Consider the following 17,475-nt stretch of genomic DNA (forward strand, 5'->3'; position numbering starts at 1 on the left):
TCTTTACTGGCCATTTCAGAAGATCCAACTGAGATACCGAACGCCATTCTTGTACCACTCAGACAGACTTCGGCAGAGCATCCCAATAGTGCAGTTTGCGAACTTTGACCGACATACTGCAACTATCGCATGGTTGTCATGACCAGCATGTCATCCCGGTGAGCATCACATCCATGACACTGAGTGAAGAACCTGAATTGGACCACTCATCCCACCAGCAGATCATTCATCTCGCAGCACAATTGGCTTTTCGCGCGCCATCAACTACGAACCCGGAGATCACATCACCTCCCACGGAAGATCATCGAAACCGGCCGGCGGAGGCGCGGCGAGCCGACGCGAGCACCGACCAGAACGATCAACGGCGATTCGGTTGACACTGTCACGATGACAGTGTCATCATCGAGCCATGGAAGGCACCTGGACCATCGGCGAGCTGGCCGAGCGCGCCTCCGCCGCACTCGCGGCGGAGGGAGCCACGCAGGTCAGCGGACGGGTGCGCGACCTCCCCAACGCCCGGCTGATCCGCTGGTACACCACGATCGGCCTCATCGACCCGCCCCTCGGCCGGCGCGGGCGCACCGCCCTTTACGGGCCCCGCCACCTCCTCCAGCTCGTCGCGGTGAAACGCCGCCAGGCCGAGGGCCGCTCGATCGCGGAGATCCAGCTCGAACTCGCCGCGGCCCCCGACGAGACGCTCGCCCGCATCGCCGCCCTCCCCGAGACCGCCCTCCCCGAGACCGCCTCGGCTCCGGCGGCACCGGCGGCTCCGGCGACACCGGGAGCTCCGGCCAGCGGAGCCCCCGCCCCACCCACCGACCACCGCACCTCAACCCCCACCGAAGGCGAGTCCCCGGCGACCATCACATCGGCGGAAGACCCGGCCACCGCACCGAGCAAGCCGTCAGACACGACGCGCCCCGCAGCCTCACCAGAGCAAGGCGCAGTTCCACGCGACGAGAGCAGCACGCCCCCGCCAAGCGGGGAAGCGAGCCCACCGCCCGAAGGAGCAGCCACAGCCGACGCCTTCTGGAAGGCGCGGCCGGACGTGTCGTACCGGCCGGCGACGGTCGCCGCCGATTACGGGCGGCCCCGCCCGCCGGTCGTCCAGGGAGTCCGGCTCGCGCAGGGCGTCACCCTCCTCCTGGACGGTTCCGCTCTGACGGGCGACGATCTCGCCGCCATCGAGACGGCCGCGCGGCCGCTGCTCGACGTGTTGCACCGGCGCGGCCTGCTCGCGCCCGCCCAAAGCCCCGCATCCCCATCCGAAGCACACCTCCGGAGGTCCCCGTGACCGTGCGCATCCTGCCGCTACCCGAGACCGAGCAACCCCCGGCGTCCGACCGCGGTCTGGGCGCGCTCAGCACCGACCGGGGCAACCTGCCGCTCGACACCGTCGAGGTGCACGCGTCGATCACCGGCCTCGCCGCCGGGATCACGGTCGTGCAGGGCTTCCGCAACCCGTTCGAGACGCCGCTCGAGGCCACCTACATCTTCCCGCTGCCCGACCGCGCCGCCGTGACCGCGATGCGCATGGAGGCCGCGGACCGGGTCATCGAGGGCACGCTGAAGGAGCGCGGCCAGGCCCGGCACGACTACGACACGGCCATCGCCTCCGGGCGGCGCGCCGCGATCGCGGAAGAAGACCGCCCCGACGTGTTCAGCATGCGGGTCGGCAACATCCTGCCCGGCGAACGGGTGACCGTCCGGATGGAGCTCGCCCAGCCGCTGCCCCACGAGTCGGCCTCCAGCGCGACCTTCCGCTTCCCGCTCGTGGTGGCCCCGCGCTACATCCCGGGCGTCCCGCTGGACGGTGAGCGCGCCGGCCCCGGAGTCGCGGACGACACCGGCGCGGTGCCGGACGCCTCCCGGATCAGCCCGCCCGTCCTGCTGCCCGGCTTCCCCAACCCGGTCCGCCTGTCCGTCACCGTCGACATCGACCCGGCCGGGCTGCCCCTCACCCAGATCCGGTCCGCACTGCACGTGGTGACCGAAGCGCGCGAGGGCGGGAACACGAACGTGCGGCTGCAGCCGGGCGAGCGACTCGACCGCGACTTCATCCTCCGGCTGGACTTCGCCCCGCAGGAGTCCGCGGCGCTCTCACTCATCCCGGACGCCCCACTCCCTGACTCCCCCATCCCGGACGACTCCGCGACCGACGCCATCGACCACGGCGCCTCCACCGAAGAGCCGGTACGGGAGGGGACGTTCACCCTGACCGTGCTGCCGTCCGGCGACGCGAAGCCGAGCCCGCGCGACGTGGTCCTCGTCCTCGACCGCTCGGGCAGCATGCAGGGCTGGAAGATGGTCGCCGCCCGCCGCGCCGCCGCCCGCATCGTCGACACGCTCCGCCGCGAGGACCGGTTCGCCGTCCTGTCCTTCGACACCGTCATCGAACGCCCGCGCGACCTCGGCACCGGCCTGGTCGACGGCACCGACCGCAACCGGTTCCGCGCCGTCGAGCACCTCGCGGCGCTGGACGCCCGCGGCGGTACGGAGATGCTCACGCCGCTCGACGAGGCCTGCCGGCTGCTCGGCGGCTCCACCCGCGACCGGGTGCTCGTCCTGATCACCGACGGGCAGGTCGGCAACGAGGACCAGCTGCTCGCCCGCCTGGAGCCCGGTCTCCGCGGCATCCGGGTCCACACCGTCGGCATCGACCGCGCCGTCAACGCCGGCTTCCTGAACCGCCTCGCCTCCATCGGCCGGGGGCGCTGCGAACTCGTCGAATCGGAGGACCGGCTCGACGAGGCGATGGAGCAGATCCACCACCGGATCGCCGCCCCGCTGGCGACCGGCCTGACGCTGCACGCCGACGGTCTGGAGGTCGTCCCCGACTCCGTGGCCCCGTCCCGGCTGGGCGCGCTGTTCCCCGGCGTGCCCCTGGTGATCGCGGGCCGGTTCCGCGGCGACCCGCGCGGGTCCCTCTCCGTCCGGGGCACCGCCTCCGACGGGACGCCGTGGGAGCAGCGCGCCGACGGCACCGTCTCCGCGCACACCGCCGCCACGTCCATCTGGGCCCGCGCCCACCTGCGCGACCTCGAAGACCGCTACACGGTCGGCGGTCCCGACGACCTGGAGCAGCGCATCGTCACGACCTCGCTCCGCTTCGGCGTCCTGTGCCGCTTCACCGCGTTCGTGGCCGTGGACAGCCGGGTGGTGACGGAAGGCGGAACCCCGCACCAGGTCGTCCAGCCGGTCGAGACGCCCCAGGGTTGGGCGGCGCCCGGGGCGGCCCCCGCGGCCGCACCCGGCGGCGGCTACGCCCCGCCGGTCGCGGATGCGTACTTCGCGTCCCTCGACTCCGTACCGCGGGCCCCCATGGCAGCCCCGCCGCCGGCACCCGCAGGTCCTCCGTCGGCGGCACCGGCAGGTCCTCCCCCGCCGCCTCCGGCTGGTCGTCCCGCGCCGCCCCCGGCTTCCGGACGGCCCGCAGGTGGCATGGGCCGGTCGGCCGCCCGCCGCCGCCCCAAGCCGGTGACCGAAGCGCGGCCCGCCCCCGCTCTGCCGGGCTTCCAGCAGGAACTGGCCACCGTCCTCGACCGGCTCCGCCGGGTCCCGGACGACCAGCGTGCCCAGCACCTGCTGAGCGAACTCCTGCCCATCCTGGAGTCGATCGTCCAGCGCATGGAGGCGCAGCGCCTGGACACCGCGCCCCTGGCCACCCTCCGCGATGACCTCCGCCGCCTCCACCCCACCGCGGACCAGGCCACCATCGCGGACCACTGGGCCCGCGCCCTCCAGGTCCTGGCCGACTTCACCGGAGAACCCGCCCCGCGGCGCCCCTTCTGGAAGCGCCCCAGATAAGAACCCGCCCTACAACCGACGAAAGCGGCCCAGGCTCAACCTGGTGGAACCGAACCCCGGTCCCCCCGAGGCCAACGCCACACGAGCATGCCCCTCCTACCCAATGGCTGCCTGCAGGAAGGGCGAGCACGTGGTGACCACGTGCCTCGCCCCAGCCGGCAGCGACAAAGCGGGGGCGACCTCGGGAGAGGCCGCCCCCGCTAGGGATCGTCAGGGGCGACCTCGGGTGAGGCCGCCCCTGACGGTTAGGGCAGGTGCGGCTTGCTTGGGCCGCTTTCGTCGGGCCGCATCCGTACTGGGCCAGGTCCGGTTTGCTTGAGTCGCTCTGGCTGGGCCGCGCCCGTACTGGGTCGGGTCCGGTTTCGGTTGTGCCCTTTGGTCGGGGCCGCGCCCGTGGTGAGCCAGGCCCGTTCTTGGCAAGGCCGCCTTAGTCGGGCCCAACCCGTAGCGGGTCAGTCCGGTTGTGGTTGGGCCGATGGGCCGGGCCGCGCCCGTAGTGGGTCAGGTTCGGTTTCGGTTGAGTTGCTTCGGTTGGGCCGCGCTCGTGGTGTGCCAGGCCCGTTTCGGTCGAGGATCTTTGGGCGGGCCGCGCCTGTACTGGGCCACGTCCGGTTTGGTCGGCTGCGGCCGTGGCAGGTCAGCTGCGGCCTTGGTTGAGGCGCTTCGGTCGCGCCGGCCCCGTGGTGGGTCAGGTGCGGTTGCGGCGGAGGAGGGGGATCAGGTTGAGGGCCAGGCCGATGACGGCCACGGCGCTGACCAGGTTCACGCCCGGGTGGAACTCGGCGAAGCCGTCACCGCCGGTGGCGGTCCCGCCGGCGACCAGGGCGGTGACCAGGGCCAGGACCAGAGCGGCGCCGACCTGGCCGGAAGTCTGGACGAGACCGGACGCCAGGCCCTGCTCGGAGTCGTCGATCCCGTCCGTGGCCTGGGCCATGATCGAGCTGAACCCGAACGCGAATCCGCCGCCGAGGAGGAGCATCGTCGGCAGGATCGTGAAGGCGTAGTGCGGGGCGTTGCCCGCCGTGGCCAGGAACCAGCCGTAGCCGAGGCTGAGCGACGTCATCGAGCTGATGATCAGGCGGGGCGTCCCGTACCGGTCGATCAGGCGTCCGACGAACGGCGAGCCGAAGGCCACGAGGAGTCCGGCGGGCAGCAGGCCCATGGCCATCTTCAGCGGCGACCAGTGCAGGACGTCCTGCAGGTAGAGCGTCATCATGAACTGGAAGCTCAGGTACGAGCCGAACAGCGCGACGATGCTCAGGTTGGCGCGGACGATGGCGCCGATCCGCAGGATGCCGAGCCGGATCAGCGGGTGCCGCACCTTGTTCTCGGTGACCAGGAAGCCGGCCAGCAGCACCGCCGCGGCGACGATGGAGCCGACGGTGACGGGGTCGAGCCAGCCGCGGTCGGGTGCGGAGACCACGGTGTAGACGGCCAGCAGCATGCCGCCGGTGAGCGTCACGGCGCCAACGAGGTCGTGGCCGCCGCCGGCCGCGGGCCTGTCCCGCGGGATCAGCGCGAAACCGGCGATCAGCGCGAGGACCGCGAGCGGAACGGGCGTCAGGAACGTCCAGCGCCAGCCGAAGCTGGTCAGCAGCCCGCCGAGGATCAGCCCGGACGAGTAGCCGCTCGCGCCGAAGACGGAGAACACCGAGAGCGCCCGGTTCCGCGCGGGTCCCTCGTGGAACGTGGTGGTCAGGATGGACAGCGCGGTCGGCGCGGTGAACGCGGCCGCGAGCCCCTTGACGAAACGGGTGATGATCAGGAGCGTGCCGTCGCTCACCAGGCCGCCGATCAGTGACGCGACGGCGAACACGGCGAGCGCGGCAAGGAAGATCCGGCGGCGTCCCAGCAGGTCGGCGGTGCGCCCGCCGAGGAGCAGCAGTCCGCCGTAGCCGAGGACGTATCCGTTCACGATCCACTGCAGCGACGTGGTGGACAGCCCGAGCTCGGCGCCTATCGAGGGCAGTGCGACGCCCACCATCGAAACGTCGAGCCCATCGAGGAACAGCACGGCGCACAGGACGGCGAGGACGCCCCACAGGCGCGGGGTCCAGGTCTGTTCGGCCGGCGCGCGGTCGGCGGCCGGCGGACGGGCGGTAGAGACAGGTGAGGTGTCGGTGATAGTCACGTCGCAAGAAGGTACATGCGCGTGCATCAAATGTCCACGCACAAGTTGCGGCAGAACTTAATGCATATGCATCTGATGCGCACGCATGCTAGGATGCGCGGCATGGAGCCGAACGCTGCTCTGGTCGAGCGCTGGCGCGAGCTTGCGACCTGCTACAACACGGTCGCGTGCGCCCTGGAGCGGGCCCTGCAGGACGCCCACGGCCTGAGCATGAGCGAGTACGAGACGCTCGACCGTCTCGTCGATCTCCGCTGTGAGAAGCGCCGCATGCAGGAGATCGCCTCGGCGATGTACCTCAGCCAGAGCGCCCTGTCTCGCACGGTCGCCCGCCTGGAGAAGCACGGCTACGTCGTCCGCGATCTCTGCCGGGACGACCGCCGCGGCGTCTTCGTCCAGATCACCGAAGCCGGCCGCCGCCACCACGCCGAGGCCCGCGAGACCCACCTGAAGATCCTCACCGAGCACCTCACCCCCTGAGCCCCGCCACGCTAGAGCCCGATCCCGATCCCGGCCCCATGAGCCCGCGCGGCAGAGCCCGGTGCCCTTCAGCCCGGTGCCCTTCAGCCCGCTGCCGGCCCGACCGGGTGATCGCCGACAGGCCCTACAGTTCGGCTGCGATCCGCCGGTCACTGCGGGCACGGGGAATCGCCGCGGCCATCCCGAACGCGTCGACCAGCAGGCCGGACGCGTCCACCGCGGCTCGCACTGCGGACGCCCAGCGGCCTGCGACCCGAAGCCCTACGAACGCCGCAACGTCGTCGAGCGCCGCATCGGCCGCCTCAAGCCATGGCGCGGCATCGCCACCCGCTTCGACGAACTCGCCCGCAACTACCGGGCAGCCAGCATCCTGGTCACCGGACAGGCCCTCCTAGCGCCCCCGCCCCAGCCGAGTGGCCGTGTGTCGGTCAGAGCGCGCCTGCTCGTTCAGCGGGGTCGTGGCCGGACAGCAGGACCGGCTCGGTCGGCGGTCCCGCGTGGGTGGGAGGCGGAGCGTTCATGCGGGTTTTCAGGGAGTTAGGGGACCTCGTTTACACTTTTGTCATTCGTTGTCGCAAATCGTTCGCGTGTAGAGGGTGGGGGCATGTCCGCATCGCGGAGCACCGCTGAGGAGTTGCGCGGTGTCGGGCTGCGGGTGACGGCCGCCCGCGTCGCGCTGCTGGAGACCGTCCGGGACGGTGACCACCTCGGTGTCGAGGCGATCGCGTCCGGGGTCCGGGACCGGGTGGGGCACATCTCGGTGCAGGCCGTCTACGAGGCGCTTCACGCGCTCGCGGCGGCGGGCCTCGTCCGCCGGATCGAGCCCGCCGGTAGCCCCGCGCGGTACGAGGGACGGGTCGGCGACAACCACCATCACCTGGTGTGCCGCAAGTGCGGGGCGGTCAAGGACGTCGACTGCGCGGTGGGACATCCGCCGTGCATGGATCCGGTGGACGACGCCGGCTACCTGGTCGACGAGGCCGACGTGACCTTCTGGGGCCTGTGCCCGCAGTGCCGGGCCGAGTGACGTCGCCGCCGGACGACACTGCCGCCAGATGACGGCGCCAATCCCAATGACGCGCCGACCCCGCATGACGCAGCGTCCAGATGACACCGCCGACCAGATGACACCGCCGACCAGATGACACCGCCGGCCAGATGACGTCACCGTCCGAATGACGTCACCGTCCGAATGACGGCGGCCGGGCCGCCCCCGAGGGGACGGCCCGGCCGGCGGTCGAGCGGATCAGACGAGGCCGGATCGGACGAAGGTCAGACCAGACCCGCCGGATCAGGCTCGGCGGATCAGGCTCGGCCGGATCAGGCCAGGTCGAACCGGTCCAGGTTCATGACCTTGTCCCACGCGGCGACGAAGTCGCGTGCGAACTTCTCCTTGGCGTCGTCGGCGCCGTAGACCTCGGCGACCGCGCGCAGCTCGGAGTTGGCGCCGAACACCAGGTCCACGCGGCTGCCGGTCCACTTGAGGTTTCCGGCGGCGTCGCGGCCCTCGAAGACCTCGCCGTCCTCGGACGTCGGCTCCCACGTGATGCCCATGTCGAGCAGGTTCACGAAGAAGTCGTTGGTCAGCGTCCCGGGCCGGTCGGTGAACACGCCCAGCTTGGACTGCTGGTAGTTCACGCCGAGGGACCGCAGGCCGCCGACGAGGACCGTCATCTCGGGCGCGCTGAGGTTGAGCAGCTGCGCCCGGTCGACGAGGAGGAACTCGGCCGGCAGCCGGTTGCCCTTGCCGACGTAGTTGCGGAACCCGTCGTGGGTCGGCTCCATCTCGGCGAACGACTCGACGTCGGTCTGCTCCTGGGACGCGTCGGTGCGGCCCGGCGTGAACGGCACCTCGATGTCGTGGCCCGCGTCCTTCGCGGCCTTCTCGACGCCCGCGCAGCCGGCGAGCACGATCAGGTCGGCCAGCGAGATCTTCTTGCCGCCGGTCTGGGCGGCGTTGAAGGACTCCTGGACGCCCTCGAGGGTGCGCAGCACCTGCGCCAGCTCGTCGGGCTCGTTGACCTCCCAGCCGCGCTGCGGCTCGAGGCGGATGCGGGCGCCGTTGGCGCCGCCGCGCTTGTCGCTGCCGCGGAAGGACGCGGCGGACGCCCACGCGGTGGTGACGAGCTGCCGCACGGTCAGGCCCGTCTCCAGGACCTGCCGCTTGAGGTCGGCGATGTCCTGTGCGTCGACGAGCTCGTGGTCGACGGCGGGGACCGGGTCCTGCCAGATGAGCTCCTCGGACGGGACCTCCGGGCCGAGGAGGCGGACGACCGGGCCCATGTCGCGGTGGGTCAGCTTGTACCAGGCGCGCGCGAAGGCGTCCGCGAACTCGTCGGGGTTGTCCTTGAACCGCTGCGAGATCGGCCCGTAGATCGGGTCGAAGCGCAGCGACAGGTCCGTGGTGAGCATCGTCGGGTGGGTGCGGCCGCCCGGGGTGTGCGCCATTGGGACGGTGTCGGCGCCGGCGCCGTCCTTGGGACGCCACTGCCAGGCGCCCGCGGGGCTCTTGAACAGCTCCCACTCGTAGCCGAAGAGGATCTCGAAGAAGCTGTTGTCCCACGTGGTCGGCGTGTCGGTCCAGATGCCCTCCAGACCGCTGCCCATGGTGTCGTCGCCCTTGCCGGTGCCGTGGGTGCCCTTCCACCCGATGCCCATCTGCTCCAGCGGCGCGGCCTCCGGCTCCGGCCCGACGTTGGCGTGCGGGTCGGCGCCGTGGGTCTTGCCGAAGGTGTGGCCGCCGGCGATCAGCGCGACGGTCTCCTCGTCGTTCATCGCCATCCGACGGAACGTCTCGCGGATGTCGCGGGCCGCGGCGATCGGGTCCGGGTTGCCGTTCGGGCCCTCCGGGTTGACGTAGATGAGGCCCATCTGCACCGCGGCGAGCGGGTTCTCCAGCTCGCGGTCGCCGGTGTAGCGCTCGTCGCCGAGCCAGGTCTGCTCGGGGCCCCAGTAGACGTTCTCGTCGGGGACGTAGACGTCCTCGCGGCCGCCGCCGAACCCGAACGTCTTGAAGCCCATCGACTCGAGGGCGACGTTGCCGGCGAGGATGAAGAGGTCGGCCCAGGAGAGGCTCTTGCCGTACTTCTTCTTCACCGGCCACAGCAGCCGCCGGGCCCGGTCGAGGTTGACGTTGTCCGGCCAGCTGTTCAGGGGAGCGAAGCGCTGCTGGCCGGAGCCGCCGCCGCCGCGGCCGTCGTGGATGCGGTAGGTGCCGGCGCTGTGCCAGGCCATCCGGATCATGAGCGGGCCGTAGTGGCCGAAGTCCGCCGGCCACCAGTCCTGCGAGTCGGTGAGGAGCGCGGCGATGTCGGCCTTGACGGCGGGCAGGTCGAGGCCCTTGAACGCCTCGGCGTAGTTGAAGTCCTCGCCGTAGGGGTTGGTCGCGGGCGGGTTCTGCGCCAGGGTCTTCAGGTTGAGCTGGTTCGGCCACCAGCCGCGGTTGCCGCCGCCCTGGGTCGGATGCGGGGCCCGCGTGTGCGCGACCGGACAGGCGGCCGCGCCTTCCTTGTCGTAGATGGTGGCTTCGTTGTTCTCAGCCATGTGCTTCCTTCCAGGACGAAGCAGGGAACGGATCAGGTGGAGCAGTCGGGGCACAGGCCCCAGTAGACGACCTCGGCCTCGTCGACGGAGAAGCCGTGGTCGTCGGAGGGGGTCAGGCAGGGGGCTTCGCCGACGGCGCAGTCGACGTCGGCGATCGCGCCGCACGACCGGCACACGACGTGATGGTGGTTGTCCCCCGTCCGTGACTCGTAGCGGGCCACGGACCCGGACGGCTGGATGCGCCGCACCAGGCCCGCCGTCGTCAGCACGCGGAGCGAGTCGTACACGGCCTGGTGGGACACCTTCGGGAGATCCTCGCGCACCGCCCCGATGATCGAGTCGGTGTCGGCGTGGGGATGCGCGTGCACCGCGCGCAGCACCGCGAGCCGCGGCCGGGTGACCCGCAGAGCGGACCCGCGCAGCATCTCCGTGAAGTCCCTGGACGCCATCACGCCACCGAGGGTGGCCGATAATCTGGAATCAGTCAAGTTTTGGAGACAGCCAAGTTTGGACATCCCGGACGCCCCACCCGCGCCCGGCCGCCCCCTCCGGGTCGCCCGCCCAGTCCGGCCAAAGGACCACCTTCTGCCGATAGGGGGTGCAAATCGGGGCGTTTCACTAGGATGCTCGCGTGCGCGAAGATCAAGAGGTCCCGGACGACGGCGTTCTGACCGCGCCGCTGATGCCGCCGGCCGGCGGCCCCGACGAGGACACCGCGGAGCCGACCGCCGAAGCACCGCCGGAGGCACCGCGGGAACTACGCGTCCACGCGCCCATGGAACCGCCGCCGCAGACGCCCGAAGAGGCACGCGCGCTGGCCCTTCCCGCAGAGGCGCGCGCGCAGACACCCGCCGTACACGACGCACAAGCACCCGCTGCACGCGGCGCACAAACCCCCGCGGCACGCGACACCCAGACACCGGCCGAACGTGCGCTACCGGCCGAATGTGCGCTACCGGCCGAACGAGCGCTACCGGCCGAACGAGCGCTACCGGAGACCGATCCCACGCGCGTGCGCGCCTTCGCGCAGGACGTCGAGCGGCTCGGGGAACTCGTCGGGAAGCTCTCCGCGCTCGCCGCCGCGCTCGGCGAACGGCTGGACGGCGAGGTCCGCTCCGTCCTCGACGACGCCGAGCACGCCCTGGCCGAGGCGCGCGGCGCCCGGCAGGCGTCCGCTGCGGCGGACGAGCGCGCCGAGCAGGCCGAAGCCCGCGCCGAGGCGGCCCGCCGGGAGGCGGCCGAGGCTCGGGAGGAGCTGGAGAAGGGGCTCGCCGCCGCGAAGGCGAGCGTCACGGCCGCGCAGGAGAGCGAGGCCAACGCCTGGAAGGAGGCCGGCGCCCACCAGCAGGCCCGCGCCACGTCCGCGAACGAGGCAGCGCACGCCGAGGGGCTGCGCAAGCGCGCCGAGGCGGCGTGGAGCACCGAGCACCAGGCGCGCACCGAGGCGGAGCGCGAGCGCGACGACCTGTCCACGCGGCTGGCAGCCGAGCAGAGCGCGCTGGCGACCGCCCGCACCGAACTCGCCGAGGCCCGGGCCAAGCTGGAGGCCGCGACCGATGCCGAGCGGCGGCTGCGCGCCGAGCTGAGCGTCGTCCAGGGCGAGGTCGCGGGGCTGACCGTGGAGCGGAACGCCGCCACCGGGCGGGCCGAGGAGCAGGCCGCCCGCGCGAAGCGCGCCGAGCAGCTCGCCGACTCCGCGGAGGAGCGGATCCTCAGCGCGATGGCGCGCGCCGACCGGGCCGAGCAGCGCGCGGACGCCGCCGAGGAGCGGGCCGACGCCGCCGAGGTCCGCATCGACCGCGACGCCGCCACCGTCCGCGCGCTGCAGGACACGCTGCGGGCGGCCCTCGACCTCCCGGCCGTCGAGGAACTCGACGACGGCCACGGCGTACGGGTCGGCGACTCGGCGGCGGTCGTCGCCCGGCCCGGCGGGCTCGTCGGCGTCGACCAGGTACCGGACGTCATGGACGGCGAGCTGGCGGGCCGGTTCGCCCGCGCGATCCTGGCCGTCCGCGTCTACCAGGCCACGCAGCGCCCCGCCGTCACCGAAGACCCCTCCGACCCGGCCGAGGACGGCGACCCGGCCGAAGACTGACCCGGCCGAAGACTGACCCCGCCGAAGACTGACCCCGCGAGCCGCCGCGCCGGCCACCGCCCGTCCGGCTAAGACGGCCGAAGGGCGGCCGGGGCGCCGGACGGGACGGCCGGAGCGGCGGGCATGACGCGCTCGACGCGCTGGTAGGGCGCACCGGGCTCGGGCCGCGGGTCCTTCTCGCCGCGGTTCGGCCAGAACGCCATGGCGCGCTCGGCCTGGGCCGTGATCGTGAGGGACGGGTTGACGCCGAGGTTCGCGGTGACCGCGGAGCCGTCCACGACGTGCAGGCCGGGATACCCGTGGACGCGGTGGTACGGGTCGATCACACCGTCATCGGCGGTCTCGCCGATGACGCAGCCGCCGATGAAGTGCGCGGTCGTCGGGATGTTGAACAGGTCGAACCACGTCCCGCCCGGGGTGGCGTCGAGTTCCTCGGCGAGCTTGCGGACGGCGTCGTGCGCGATCGGGATCCACGTCGGGTTGGGCTCGCCGTCACCCTGCCGCGCGACGAGCCTGCGCCCGCCGAGACGGCCCCGCTTCTCCGCGATGGTGATCGAGTTGTCGGCGGTCTGCATGACGAGGGCGATGACGGTCCGCTTCGCCCAGTCCCGGAGCGACAGGCCGCGCAGGATGACGGTCGGGTGCCGGGCGGCCTGCCCGAGGAACTTCAGCCAGCGGGGCGCGCCGCCGCCGTCGACCAGCAGCGTCCGGATGACGCCCATCGCGTTGTTGCCCGACCCGTAGCGGGTGGGCTCGATGTGGGTCTTCTCGTCCGGGTGGAAGGACGAGGTGATGGCGAGGCCGGTGCTGTGGTCGACGTCCTTCTTGCGATGCCACACCGTCATGCGCTCGACGCCGAGGAGCGCCTCGGAGTTGGTGCGGGTGAGCTCGCCGAGGCGCGGCGACAGGTCGGGGAGGCGTCCGGCGGCGCGCATCCGGTGCAGGAGCCGCTGCGTCCCGTAGGTCCCGGCGGCGAGGACGACGTGCTCGGCGGTCAGCGTCCGCCGGCGCTTGCGCAGTGGCCCGGTGTGCTCCGTCCCGACCTCGTATCCCCCGGACGCCCGCGGCGCCAGGGACGTGACCGTCGTGTCCGGGATGACCTGGACGCCGGCCTTCTCCGCCAGGTACAGGTAGTTCTTGGTGAGCATGTTCTTCGCGCCGACCTTGCAGCCGATCATGCAGGAGCCGCAGCCGGTGCAGGTCGTCCGGCGGGGCCCGGCACCGCCGAAGTAGGGGTCGTCGGCCTCCTCGCCGCCCTTCTCACCGAAGAACACCCCGACCGGCGTTGGGTGGTAGGTGTGACCGACGCCCATTTTATCCGCGACGCGCTTCATGGCCTCGTCGGCGGGGGTGACGAGCGGGTTCACGGTGACGCCGAGCATGCGCCTGGCCTGGTCGTAGTACGGGTTCAGCTCGTCCTGCCAGTCGGTGATGTGGCCCCACTGGCGGTCCTTGAAGAACGGCTCCGGCGGGACGTAGAGGGTGTTGGCGTAGACGAGGGACCCGCCGCCGACACCCGCGCCGGCCAGCACGAGCACCCCGGCCTTGCCGCCGACGAGGTGGACGCGCTGGATCCCGCGCATCCCGAGCCGCGGCGCCCACAGGTACTTGCGCAGCCGCCAGTTCGTCTTGGGAAGCGTGCTCTCGTCGAATCGCCGTCCGGCCTCGATCACCGCGACCCGGTAACCCTTCTCGGCCAGCCGCAGCGCCGAAACGCTGCCGCCGAACCCCGAACCGACCACGATCACGTCGAAGTCGTAGGCGTCATCGGGCATCGCACACCACCTTCGTCGCGGGATCACGAAAGGCCCCCGAGTGTGGACCTCCCGCAGCGTCGTCCGCCATGCACGCATCGCAACGATTCCAAAACGGATTTATCACCCGCCTGATAAAGGATCCGGGCCACTGCTCAGCAAGGGCCACTCGGCGACTGGCATCGCAACTCGCCACCCGCACTGGCGGGTGCGACTCCCTTTCCAGACATCTCCCCAGTTCAGGCAGCTCGTCTACGAATGGCGGAGCCCTGCCGCCAGAGCGTCCCAACGGCCTGCTCCTGCACCGAGGCGGCATCAAAGCGACAGGACAGACGGCCGAAGCAGCCGGCGCCAAAGCGTTAGCCGCCGACTCCTCCAACTGATCGCAATTCTCACCCATTCGGGTGAATCATGCGATCAGTCACACAAGGAAGGGCAACCCCTACATCCACATGATCGCCCGCAACGCACACCCGCAAAGCGCGCCTCATTTCCGACATATCAGACAGAAGGGCCGGTGCAATGTCAAGCGAAACCGTGAGCTTGCGGGGCATAGATGCTCGTGCCGTCCGACGTGGGGATCGGGCGGGCATGTTGATCAGGAAGGTGGCCACCGCACGGTCGCCGAGGATCTTGCCGAGCAGGCCGCCGGCAGCGTAGCGCTCATGGGCGGCGCGGGTGTCGGTGTACCCGTAGCGGTCGGCGACCTGCAGAGGTCCGTTGCGTTCTCCAGACCTAGCTGTACCTGGCCATGATCTTGGTGACTCCTGACCGGTAGTGCGCGCACCGGTGGGTGGGCCGATACCGGCGGCAGGGATGGGACGTGCTGGCCGCCCGCCGCGAGCCGCGCGCAGGGCCCGACCACATCGCCGCGGCCACAGGGGTGCCGGCCCGCACCGTCACCCGCATCCTGCGCCGCCACGGCGTTCCCGTGCTGGCAGCCTGCGACCCACTGACCGGGCAGCAGATCCGAGCCTCCCGCATGACCACGCGACGCTACGAGCACGACGCACCGGGCGACATGGTCCACATCGACGTCAAGAAACTCGGCCGGATCCCCGACGGCGGAGGCTGGCGGGTCCACGGCCGCAGCGAACCCGTCCGCGGCCGCGGCATCGGCTACGACTTCGTGCACACCGCCATCGACGACCACACCCGCCTGGCCTACACCGAAGTTCTAGACGACGAGAAGGGCACCACCTGCGCGGCATTCCTGACCCGCGCGGCGGCGTTCTTCGCCGCCCATGACATCACCCGCATCCAGCAGGTCCTGAGCGACAACACCAAGAACTACCGCGTCTCGGCCGCCTTCCAGCAGGCCTGCGCCGAACTGGGCGCCCGGTAGAAGTTCACCCGGCCCCGCCGCCCGTGGACCAACGGCAAGGCCGAACGCCTCAACCGCACGCTGACCACCGAATGGGCCTACCGCCGCCCCTGCACCAGCAACGACCAGCGCACCCAAGCATTCAGGCCCTGGCTGGAGCACTACAACACCCAACACCCCCACACAGCCCTGGGCGGTCATGACCGAGTACACCTAGCTCCTCGCGCGCCGGGCACATCGAGCCGGGGATTGTCGGCGACGGAGACGTAGCGTCCGCTGCGGGCAAGGGCAGCGACCGCGCCAACGCCAGCGCTATCGAGGATGACGCATGGCCCTCATGGGGCAGGTCGTCCGCACGGCGCCAGACCTGCTGTGTGCCGAGTCCCCGGGCGGCCGCTTCGTGTCCGGGCCGGAAGACCAGGCCGTCGACGTGAGCGCCGGTTCGCCGGGCACGTTGGGCGGCCACGCCGCCGATGACACCAGCCGCGCCGATGGCCAGAATGCGCTCGCCGGAGGCCAACTCAGCGGCGCGTAGGGCCTGGAGGGCGGTCACTCCGACCAGGAGCAGCGCAGCGGCTTCGGCCAGCGGGACGGCGATCGGCAAGGCGGTCACCAAATGGCTGGGCAGAGCCACGTACTCGGACCATGTGCCCCGGCGGCGATCTGCGCCGACATGGTGGGCGGGGGCGGCACTGGCGTCGATCCGGCCGGACAGGTCCCGGCCGAGCGTGGCCGGCAGCGGGCCGACCTCCCAGGCGCGGGTCTGGCAGTCCACCGGGTTGAGGCTGCTCGCCGTGGTCCGGATGAAGACTTCGCCGTCGGGAGGGCGGGTGCGGCGATTCTTGCGGACGATCAGCAGGACCTCGGGACCGCCGTGGCGATCGATCTGCACAGCATGGATGGCCAGTGGACGACCTTCCAAGGGATATGGACCGGAGACGCTCAAGCCGCAGTGAAGACCGAGGTCTTGCCGACAGAGCGCATGCGATGCAGATGTGGGCAGAACCAGGTAGGTCGGTGCCGGGCCGATGTCGGGCTCGGTACGGCCCCGGCCAGTCCGTTCCTGCGCAGCGCGCCCGTTCCTGCGCAGCGCGCCCGCGGTCACGGTGACCATGGCGTCGTGGTCGTGGAAGTCAGCATGCGTCAGCGAGCCATGCCCATCAGCCCGCCACAGCCGCGCCGCGTCATCTATCGGTCCGTGATCAGAGACGGGGATGCCTTCTCACCTCGCGCCGCCTGTGATGGAGATGGCGCCGGGCCGATGTCGGCGGAGCGACCCGGGGCGATGTGTCGAGCAGGCAGCCGTGGATCAGGGCCGGCGCGGCAGGTCACCGGGGTGTGGGCAGGCGGGCCCGGCCCGCGCCGTCGGGGGCGGTCGGGCTCGGGCGGTGGTCTGTTGGTCAGGCGGCTTGGGCCCATGTGGGTGGTGGGTGTCTTCGCTGGTGGAGGGGGACGGTGTCGGGTGGGTGGAGGCGGTAGGTGTAGCGGCCGTCGGGTGTTTTGGTGATGTGGAGGCGGTCGGGGTGGGTGTGTTTGTAGCGGTTGTGCCAGCCGCAGGTGAGGGTGAGTTTGTCGATGTCGGTGGGGCTGTTGCCGAGGGCCCAGCCGTGGACGTGGTCGACCTCGCACAGCGTCCCGGGCACTTCGCAGCCCTGCACCGCACACGTCGAGTACAGGGCCTCCAGCACTTGCCGTTGCGGCACAGTGGCGAACCTGACCCGATGGCCCAGGTACAGCGGCGTGTTCCCGGCGCCGAGCAGCAGAGGTGACACCCCGGCGCTCAGCGCGATCCTGCGAGCTTGCTCTGCGGGGATGGGGGTGCCGTCGGTGAGGCGGGCGGGGGTGGTGCCGCCGGTGAGGGTGTCCAGGTCGCAGATGACGGTGACCTTGGTGGCCGTGTGCCCACCCGCCAGCACACCGGTGAGCGCCGCCGCCGTCCGCTCCGACAGATCACGCCGGTCGTCAGCCCCGGCGGGCTTGGCCAGCGGGCCCAGGGTGCCGTCCCAGATCGCGGCGTCCTCAGCGTTGAGCCAGCCCTTGATGTACCGCCCGCCGTCCAGGGACCGGGTGGAGTCGATCCACGACCGCTCGTATCCGCGTGCCACATCCTGCGGGGCTTGTTCGCGTCCGTCACGTTCGGCGATGAGGTCGGTGATCTTGTTGCCGAACGCGGCGACCTTGCCCGCGGAGAACCCCTTCCCGACCAGGTCGAGGAGGAGGTGTTCGGCGGTGGTGCAGTCGGTGTCGTCCAGGCGGGCGACGGCGGCGCTGATGGTGCTGGCGTAGCCGTAGGACAGGTCGCCGTCGTTGAGGCGGCGGGTGATGTCGGGGAGGCGGTGGCGCT

The 17,475-nt window shown here is 71.4% G+C and carries 12 protein-coding genes and 1 pseudogene; 7 read left to right on the forward strand and 6 right to left on the reverse strand.

Translation table 11 applies throughout. The features are described 5' to 3' along the window. The first annotated feature begins 104 nt into the window (after positions 1 to 104). The 3 genes from CHF16_RS39675 to CHF16_RS27905 are packed head-to-tail and all read left to right on the forward strand — an operon-like array spanning position 105 to position 3,807. Positions 105 to 377: a hypothetical protein gene (locus CHF16_RS39675; protein WP_143228146.1), complete on the forward strand. Its 273-nt coding sequence runs from the start codon at positions 105 to 107 to the stop codon at positions 375 to 377. A 32-nt stretch (positions 378 to 409) separates the two neighbouring features. Further along, positions 410 to 1,294: a helix-turn-helix domain-containing protein gene (locus CHF16_RS40480; protein WP_089329107.1), complete on the forward strand. Its 885-nt coding sequence runs from the start codon at positions 410 to 412 to the stop codon at positions 1,292 to 1,294. After that, complete coding sequence (locus CHF16_RS27905; protein WP_089329108.1) at positions 1,291 to 3,807, forward strand: VIT domain-containing protein; 2,517 nt, start codon at positions 1,291 to 1,293, stop codon at positions 3,805 to 3,807. The genes CHF16_RS40480 and CHF16_RS27905 overlap by 4 nt, the downstream gene beginning before the upstream one ends. A 688-nt stretch (positions 3,808 to 4,495) precedes the next feature. Here the strand turns inward: CHF16_RS27905 and CHF16_RS27910 are convergent. Continuing rightward, positions 4,496 to 5,938: an MFS transporter gene (locus tag CHF16_RS27910; RefSeq protein ID WP_245869362.1), complete on the reverse strand. Its 1,443-nt coding sequence runs from the start codon at positions 5,936 to 5,938 to the stop codon at positions 4,496 to 4,498. Positions 5,939 to 6,040: 102 nt separating this feature from the next. On the opposite strand from CHF16_RS27910, the gene CHF16_RS27915 reads away from it, so the two are divergent. Together CHF16_RS27915 and CHF16_RS27925 are read left to right on the forward strand one after the other, a co-directional pair. Then, positions 6,041 to 6,415, forward strand: coding sequence for a MarR family winged helix-turn-helix transcriptional regulator (locus CHF16_RS27915; protein WP_089329128.1), 375 nt, complete (start codon positions 6,041 to 6,043; stop codon positions 6,413 to 6,415). Between the two features lie 604 nt (positions 6,416 to 7,019). Continuing rightward, complete coding sequence (locus tag CHF16_RS27925) at positions 7,020 to 7,442, forward strand: Fur family transcriptional regulator (RefSeq protein WP_089329111.1); 423 nt, start codon at positions 7,020 to 7,022, stop codon at positions 7,440 to 7,442. A gap of 293 nt (positions 7,443 to 7,735) precedes the next feature. Here the strand turns inward: CHF16_RS27925 and katG are convergent, their stop codons facing one another. Beyond that, entirely contained in the window at positions 7,736 to 9,958 is a 2,223-nt protein-coding gene (gene katG, locus CHF16_RS27930) for a catalase/peroxidase HPI (protein ID WP_089329112.1), read from the reverse strand. A gap of 32 nt (positions 9,959 to 9,990) precedes the next feature. Further along, positions 9,991 to 10,383 (reverse strand): Fur family transcriptional regulator, encoded by a 393-nt coding sequence (locus CHF16_RS27935; RefSeq protein WP_281259403.1) that lies wholly within the window; start codon positions 10,381 to 10,383, stop codon positions 9,991 to 9,993. Between the two features lie 587 nt (positions 10,384 to 10,970). On the opposite strand from CHF16_RS27935, the gene CHF16_RS40485 reads away from it, so the two are divergent. After that, a complete protein-coding gene (locus tag CHF16_RS40485) occupies positions 10,971 to 12,053 on the forward strand; it encodes a coiled-coil domain-containing protein (RefSeq protein WP_179271732.1) in 1,083 nt (360 codons plus the stop codon). A gap of 68 nt (positions 12,054 to 12,121) precedes the next feature. Here CHF16_RS40485 and CHF16_RS27945 read toward each other — a convergent pair whose 3' ends face one another. Continuing rightward, entirely contained in the window at positions 12,122 to 13,828 is a 1,707-nt protein-coding gene (locus CHF16_RS27945; protein WP_089329114.1) for a GMC oxidoreductase, read from the reverse strand. Positions 13,829 to 14,585: 757 nt separating this feature from the next. Here CHF16_RS27945 and CHF16_RS27950 point away from each other — a divergent pair. Next, positions 14,586 to 15,353: pseudogene (locus CHF16_RS27950) on the forward strand (IS481 family transposase); the annotation flags it as partial. Here the strand turns inward: CHF16_RS27950 and CHF16_RS42215 are convergent. Next, positions 15,274 to 16,245 (reverse strand): alcohol dehydrogenase catalytic domain-containing protein, encoded by a 972-nt coding sequence (locus CHF16_RS42215; RefSeq protein WP_425427519.1) that lies wholly within the window; start codon positions 16,243 to 16,245, stop codon positions 15,274 to 15,276. The pseudogene CHF16_RS27950 and the gene CHF16_RS42215 overlap by 80 nt on opposite strands. 286 nt (positions 16,246 to 16,531) lie before the next feature. Beyond that, positions 16,532 to 17,475, reverse strand: a 944-nt coding sequence (locus CHF16_RS27960; protein ID WP_143228147.1) for an HNH endonuclease signature motif containing protein, incomplete at its 5' end; no start/stop codon positions are given.

The organism is Actinomadura meyerae, from assembly GCF_900188445.1.
GTDB lineage: Bacteria > Actinomycetota > Actinomycetes > Streptosporangiales > Streptosporangiaceae > Spirillospora > Spirillospora meyerae.

Coding starts and splice junctions, on each gene's coding strand:
- katG (WP_089329112.1), bottom strand. CDS start 9,958: ATGGCTGAGAACAACGAAGCCACCATCTACGACAAGGAAGGCGCGGCC.
- CHF16_RS27915 (WP_089329128.1), top strand. CDS start 6,041: ATGGAGCCGAACGCTGCTCTGGTCGAGCGCTGGCGCGAGCTTGCGACC.
- CHF16_RS27945 (WP_089329114.1), bottom strand. CDS start 13,828: ATGCCCGATGACGCCTACGACTTCGACGTGATCGTGGTCGGTTCGGGG.
- CHF16_RS27925 (WP_089329111.1), top strand. CDS start 7,020: ATGTCCGCATCGCGGAGCACCGCTGAGGAGTTGCGCGGTGTCGGGCTG.
- CHF16_RS40480 (WP_089329107.1), top strand. CDS start 410: ATGGAAGGCACCTGGACCATCGGCGAGCTGGCCGAGCGCGCCTCCGCC.
- CHF16_RS27935 (WP_281259403.1), bottom strand. CDS start 10,383: ATGCTGCGCGGGTCCGCTCTGCGGGTCACCCGGCCGCGGCTCGCGGTG.
- CHF16_RS42215 (WP_425427519.1), bottom strand. CDS start 16,245: ATGGTCACCGTGACCGCGGGCGCGCTGCGCAGGAACGGGCGCGCTGCG.